The sequence below is a fragment of the Sebaldella sp. S0638 genome (assembly GCF_024158605.1).
In the GTDB taxonomy this organism is placed as follows: Bacteria; Fusobacteriota; Fusobacteriia; order Fusobacteriales; family Leptotrichiaceae; genus Sebaldella.
Genome location: NZ_JAMZGM010000049.1, coordinates 23,830 through 30,269, shown reverse-complemented (window position 1 = coordinate 30,269; position 6,440 = coordinate 23,830). Strand labels below are relative to the sequence as shown.

Annotated in this window: 8 protein-coding genes; 5 read left to right on the top strand and 3 right to left on the bottom strand. The window is 33.5% G+C overall.

What is annotated here, in order from left to right:
• Positions 1-130: 130 nt before the first annotated feature.
• The 3 genes from NK213_RS13040 to NK213_RS13030 all read right to left on the bottom strand — a co-directional run bounded on the left by NK213_RS13040 (position 131) and on the right by NK213_RS13030 (position 2,399).
• Positions 131-520, bottom strand: coding sequence for a DM13 domain-containing protein (locus NK213_RS13040; protein ID WP_253349853.1), 390 nt, complete (start codon positions 518-520; stop codon positions 131-133).
• Positions 521-611: 91 nt separating this feature from the next.
• Positions 612-1,844, bottom strand: coding sequence for a beta-ketoacyl-ACP synthase II (gene fabF, locus NK213_RS13035; RefSeq protein WP_253349851.1), 1,233 nt, complete (start codon positions 1,842-1,844; stop codon positions 612-614).
• Positions 1,845-2,399 (bottom strand): TetR/AcrR family transcriptional regulator, encoded by a 555-nt coding sequence (locus tag NK213_RS13030; RefSeq protein WP_253349849.1) that lies wholly within the window; start codon positions 2,397-2,399, stop codon positions 1,845-1,847.
• Positions 2,400-2,580: 181 nt separating this feature from the next.
• On the opposite strand from NK213_RS13030, the gene NK213_RS13025 reads away from it, so the two are divergent.
• The 5 genes from NK213_RS13025 to NK213_RS13005 all read left to right on the top strand — a co-directional run bounded on the left by NK213_RS13025 (position 2,581) and on the right by NK213_RS13005 (position 6,439).
• Positions 2,581-3,372, top strand: coding sequence for a penicillin-binding transpeptidase domain-containing protein (locus tag NK213_RS13025; protein ID WP_253349847.1), 792 nt, complete (start codon positions 2,581-2,583; stop codon positions 3,370-3,372).
• A gap of 279 nt (positions 3,373-3,651) precedes the next feature.
• Entirely contained in the window at positions 3,652-4,002 is a 351-nt protein-coding gene (gene rplS, locus NK213_RS13020) for a 50S ribosomal protein L19 (protein WP_012859785.1), read from the top strand.
• A 57-nt stretch (positions 4,003-4,059) separates the two neighbouring features.
• Positions 4,060-5,544, top strand: coding sequence for a signal peptidase I (gene lepB, locus NK213_RS13015; RefSeq protein ID WP_253349845.1), 1,485 nt, complete (start codon positions 4,060-4,062; stop codon positions 5,542-5,544).
• On the top strand, positions 5,545-5,976 hold the full coding sequence (gene rimI, locus NK213_RS13010) for a ribosomal protein S18-alanine N-acetyltransferase (RefSeq protein ID WP_253349843.1): 432 nt from the start codon (positions 5,545-5,547) through the stop codon (positions 5,974-5,976). It begins immediately after the preceding gene.
• Positions 5,966-6,439 (top strand): hypothetical protein, encoded by a 474-nt coding sequence (locus tag NK213_RS13005; RefSeq protein WP_253349841.1) that lies wholly within the window; start codon positions 5,966-5,968, stop codon positions 6,437-6,439. Before rimI ends, NK213_RS13005 begins: the two co-directional genes overlap by 11 nt.
• The last annotated feature ends 1 nt before the right edge of the window (position 6,440 follow it).

Genomic DNA, 6,440 nt, shown 5'->3' with positions numbered 1-6,440 from the left:
TCATAATAAAGTCCTCCTGTTTTTAGTTTATCATAAAAAGATTTTTTTATTTACAGACTTTTTATCACAGGCTCTAAGGTTTTTTATATCTGAGCAATAAAAACAGGGATTTTCATCCCTGCATATTAATTTATTTAGCCACTTCAGCCTCAACTAAAGAAGCATCTCCAAAACTTGATTTTCCAGTCTTTGTATAAACTGAAACAGTAGTGTAACCTTCATCAGTTAATTTTTTCAGGTCATTTACTTTTAGTGTAAGTGTTTCATTTACATAACCCTTTTTCAGTTCTTTAGATATGACTTTCATATTTTTGAAATCGCCGTCTTTTGTTAATACTATATAAACATTTTTTCCGTTACCATCATAAGTAAAATTCTTTATTGTAACTTCTTTACCAGTTGTTTCCATAGATATCTCACCGCTGATCTGATGTATTTTCGAAACAAAAGTACCTGTTAGTGTTTCTGAAAAACCAATAACAGAAAACATTAGAATTCCAAGCAATAATAACTTTTTCATTTTTTCCCCCTCATAATATAGTAAAATAATTAATAAATTATAGTACATTTAATAACTAAAGTCAATAAGCAGTAATGGGGACTTGAAGTTATTATCCGCGGTATTTTTTGAATAAAAGTGACGCATTATGTCCTCCGAAACCAAAGCCGTTCGAGAGTGCATATTCGATATTATGTTTGACAGCAGTATTCGGTGTATAATCAAGGTCACATTTTTCATCAGGATTTTTTAGATTTATAGTTGGCGGGACAAGACTGTTTTCTATCGCTTTTAGAGTTATTACTGCTTCTGCTCCCCCTGCCGCACCAAATAAATGACCGGTTATTGATTTTGTGGCACTTATTTTCAAATTTTTTACATTTTCGCCAAAAACAGATTTAATGGCATTTGTTTCTGAGATATCTCCTTCTTTTGTGCTTGTGGCATGTGCATTGATATAATTTACACTTGACGGATGCACTCCTGCTGTGGATAAAGCCAGATTCATCGCTCTTTCTGCTCCGTGAAAATCAGGAGTAGTCATATGAAAGGCATCTGATGTGGCACCATAGCCTACGATTTCTCCCAGTATCACAGCACCACGTTTTACAGCGTGTTCATATTCTTCAAGAAGAAGTATTCCTGCACCTTCTGCTATTACAAAGCCGTCACGGTCTTTATCAAAGGGTCTGCTTGCTTCAAGAGGATTATCATTGTTCCGCGACATTGCCTTCATATTTGAAAAACCGGCGAAAGTAAGGGGATTCAGCGGAGATTCAGCACCTCCGGCGAGAACAGCATCTGTATAGCCGTGTTTTATACTAAGGAAAGCTTCGCCAATAGCATGATTTGATGTGGCACATGCTGAAACAGGTGAAAAGCTGGGACCTTTGAAGCCTGTATTTATAGATATAAATCCTGCCGCCATATTGGTAATCATCATTGGAACCATAAACGGCGATACACGTCTGCTTCCTTTTTCCAAAAATATTTTATGATTTTTCAGAATGGTGTCAAGTCCGCCTACACCTGAACCAATATATATACCAACCCTGTTTTTATCAAAAGTATCATCATTAACACCGCCTGATTCAAGGGCCTGACTGGCCGCGGCATATGCATATTGTGTAAAAAGATCTGTTTTGTTAATATCTTTTTTATTCATATATTTTTCTGCATCAAAGTTTTCGATATAAGCTGCTATTCTCGTGGGAATATCAGAAAATTCAGGGTCTTTTATCAGCTTTATACCGGATTTTCCCGCTGCTGTATTCTGCCAGAATGTATCAATATCATTTCCTATTGCGGAAATAATTCCATATCCTGTGACAACTACTCTTTTCATTTAATTACTCTCCTTTTTGTTCAGAAAGTCATAAAATTCTTTCTTTATAGACATAACAGATTTTTTATAAAATTCTTCCCCGAGAATACGTCTGTACTGCAAGGCGCCTTTCAGTGCAAGGTATGAAGTCACTGCCTGTGAATAGTCAGGTAAACCGGGTGCATATTCTTCCACCAGCTTTTGAAAATATTCAATTTCCATATCTGTTGTTTTTTTTAGTTCTTTTTTTAACTTAGGGGAAAACTGGTCAAAGTCTGTCTGTAAACTGGATATCGGACATATTTCACCTGATTTTATGGTGTTTATTCTTGTTTCTGCAAAAATCCACGGATGAACGTCCTGTTTTAGGTTTTTATTATAGCCTTCGACAATTTTAGTCTGAAGATACCGGCATACAGCTATTCCAAGATCTTCCTTTTTTTCAAAATGATGATGCACAGCTGCTTTGCTTATTTTTAGTTTTTGTGCGATATCATCGTAGCTAAACGAGGAATAGCCTTTCGTTTTTATTAATTTTATAGAATATTCAATAATTTTATCTTTTGTAGGTATCAAGATATAAGACTTCCTTTCTATTTGTACTTACTTACTGATAAGTATGTAAATGTTAGCATATTTCAGAAAATTAGTCAAGTTTGGTATGTTTTGCATATAGGAACAGACAGTTTTTGTTGACTGTTTTATACAGTAATGTTATATTTTAGAGAAATATAGTGACGAATATATGGAGGTAAAAATGGAGATACTTTTTTCTTTCTTCTTATCATTTATGTTTTCTGTAAATACAATGGTGGTAAATAGTAATGCAGATTTACAGAGAATTTTTGATGAAAATAAAATAACAGGCAGTATTACTGTTTATGATTATAAAAATAAAATCTGGATTTACTCTGATGAAGAGGATTCAAAAGTAAGAAAGCTTCCGGCTTCTACTTTCAAAATACCTAATTCTCTTATATTCCTTGAAAAAGGAGTGGTTAAAGATGAAAATGAGCCGATGGAATGGGATGGGATTATAAGGTATAACGAGAACTGGAATACAGATTTGGATCTGAGGGATGCTTTCAGATACTCTGCTTTATGGTTTTATATGAAAGGTGCAAAGCAGATAAAAAGAGAAACATATGAGGAATATCTGAAAGAATTCAGCTATGGAAATCAAACTGTACCTGAAAAAACAGATTCTTTCTGGATTGACCGGAGTCTGGAAATTTCTCCCGAAGAGCAGGTAAATTTTCTGATAAATTTGTATGAGGAAAAATTTTCTCTTTCGGAAAAAACTTATAAAATCGTAAAAAACATTATGATAAATGAAGAAACACCTGACTATATACTCAGAGGAAAAACGGGCTGGGGAAGAGACGGTGCCGAAAATGTCATATGGTATGTGGGATACATTGAAACCAAAGGAGATGTATATTTTTTTGCCACAAGAATTATAAATGATTCTGAAGCAAGAAACAGCTATCTGCTGGAACTTAGAAAGAAAATAACAATGGATGCTTTCAGGGAGCTTGGAATTATTTGATTAGTAGAAAACACAGCTAAGAAAAATGCAGATTTTGTAACTGAGGGAATTAGTCTGAAAGTTTGTGTTTCATATGTGATACATTGTTTTTTCGCAGTGTATAAAAGTCAGAAAGCTTATTTTTCATATGTTACAGAAGAAAAAATCTAAAAAAAGACTTTAAAAAGAACTTGAAAAAAATTCATGAATATGATATGATATTTTGTATTGTAAATAAGGGCATTCCGCTTTTATAAACTATTATGGAATGAATGTCACGTAAAGAAGGGAGGAAATTTCTTGAAAGAGAAATTAATCGAGCTTGTAGAAAAAGACCAGTTGAAAACAGACATACCAGAATTTAAAGCAGGAGATACTGTTGCAGTTCATTATAAGGTAAAAGAGGGAAACAAAGAGAGAATACAGGTCTTTGAAGGTGTAGTTATAAGAGTATCTGGTGGAGGTATTTCTAAGAATTTTACTGTAAGAAAAGTTTCATCAGGAGTAGGTGTAGAAAGAATTATGCCTATTAATTCTCCACTAATTGAAAAAATAGAAGTTAAGAGAATCGGTAAAGTAAGAAGATCTAGACTATATTATTTAAGAGAATTATCAGGAAAAGCTGCTAGAATTAAAGAAATCAGAAAGTAGCTTAAGGCTAGCAAGAGGCTAGCTTTTTTTATATAAATCACATGAAGGCGGTCATATATGAATATAGTATTATGGGGTGTGTTCTATGTCATCCTGACAGGGATACTACTTTACTTTTTTATAAAAGAAAAAGTTATAGTTGAGTGGTTAAAGGCAAAAGAGAAGAATATAGCAGACAGACTGGTATCGAAAGGTGATCTCGGCAAAATGAAGAAAACTGCTGATATACTAACAGTAGTACATATCATTATACTGGCACTTTTATTCTGGAAAATAATGGAATCAGGTCAGGATCTGGATTTTTCATTTAAGAAAAATATAATTATGGTTGTTTTCGCGCTGAATGCCGGTGTATTGATTCTGAGAAAGAAGCAGGAATGGGCTTTTGTAGTGAATGCACTTCTTCTTGTACTGGGAAGACTTATGATGGATATGCAGGGAATATATCTCTATACATATCTTGCACTGGGTTGTATCCTGTTTCTTGTGGAAATATATCTGTATCAGAACCAGATATTCGAATCGGTTCACTTAATAGAGACAAGTATTACCGCAGTGGTTATCGTACTTCTTATACAGAATTTTTATCTGGGGAATTTTATGATTCCTACAGGATCAATGAGACCTACAATAATTGAAAACGACAGATTTTTTGCCAATATGATATCATATAAATTCAAGAAACCCGAACGCGGAGATATTATCGCATTTAAAGAACCGAAAGACAATAAGCTCCTTTATACAAAGAGGCTTGTGGGTCTGCCGGGCGAGACATTAAATATAGATGATAACGGGGAACTTGTTATCAATGATAATGTAATAGAAATGAAAGCCCACCTGATAGGTCAGGGTAAGAAAGATCTTACTGTGACTAATGAAGGGCTTGTAGTAATTCTGCAGAATGGTTATGACAGCCAGACAGGAACAATATATGACGAAGTAATAAATTTTAAGACAAACCTTGTAGGAGAAGAAGGAACACCGATACAGGTGGATAAGAAAGGAAATCTTTTATCAAACGGACAGCCGCTTGACACAAGAGTATTTTACAGAAAAGAAGGATTCCTCGGATTCGCAGGGAAGATATACATACCTAAGAAGAATGATGTAGTAACACTTGGGAAAATATATAAAATGAGAATAGAACAGGAAGTCTCTACACAAAGTTATATTATAAACTACGTGGAAGTACCTTTGGAAGAAGTTACAGAGAAGGTAAAAGCCGGAGAAAAACTTACTGACATATTCTATAATACAGATAACTTCAGAACAAACGGTGAAACATATGTTTATACCCTTAATGTAAAAGGTAATGATAACACAGTTATGAATATACTGGATTTCAGATATAATAAAGATACTATGAATTCACTCCTTGCAGGACAGGAAATTACACTTACGCATGATTATTACTTCGCAATGGGGGATAACAGCAGTGACAGTGATGACTCAAGATACTGGGGATACGTACAGGACAGCAGAATAAAAGGAAAACTTTTATTTAGATTCCTTCCTATTACCAAATTCGGGATTGTAAGATAAATGGAAGTATTAATTTCTGAAAAAATAAAAGATTATGATAATATAATAAAAATTCATAATCTTTATTTTGATAATAAATGGCAGCCAAATGATATTGAGAATATGAATGAAACAGAAAATTACAGTTTTATACTTATTAAAAAAGATGAAAAAACAGTGGCATACTTGGTTTCGTATGACACAACAGACTGCATTGACTTGTTTGAGATAGCTGTGGACAGCAGTTATCAGGGACAGGGTATGGGAACGATGCTTCTGAAAGCTTTATTTGAGAGAAACCGTAACAGGGATATATTATTGGAAGTCAGTGAAGATAATGAAAAGGCGCTCTTATTATACAAAAAAAATAATTTCAAAGAAATTTCTATAAGAAAAAATTACTATAAAAACAATAAAAGTGCTATAATAATGGTGAGAAAATATGATAATTGAGTTTTTAGAAAGAAAAAAAGTAAGTAAAAGCAGGGAAATAGCAGATTATATTGAGAAAAACGAAGTATATCTGACACATTCCATGCTTGTGAAATTTTCAGAATTAGCATATGAAATGGAAAACAGTACCCAAGAAAAATTTTATGACAAACTGTCAGAGATAGAGCTGGATATGAAAAAATCCAGAAAAGACAGAGGAACAGAACTTATAGAAAAAATAGAAAGAATGAAAATGCCGGTGTATTCTGATACTTTGAGAGAATTCGAAAAAAGAGTACGGAAAATAAAAAGTGATCAAATAAGTGTCAAATATCCCAGAGAACTTGAAGGAGGAGAAATTCTGCTGGAAATAAAGCTGAAAGATTATAGAGATGCAGCAAAATCATTGGACAGCTTAAATAAAAACAGAGTGGTTATTGAAGAAATGATGAGAATTTTTGAAAACGGTATTTGGGAGGAATAAG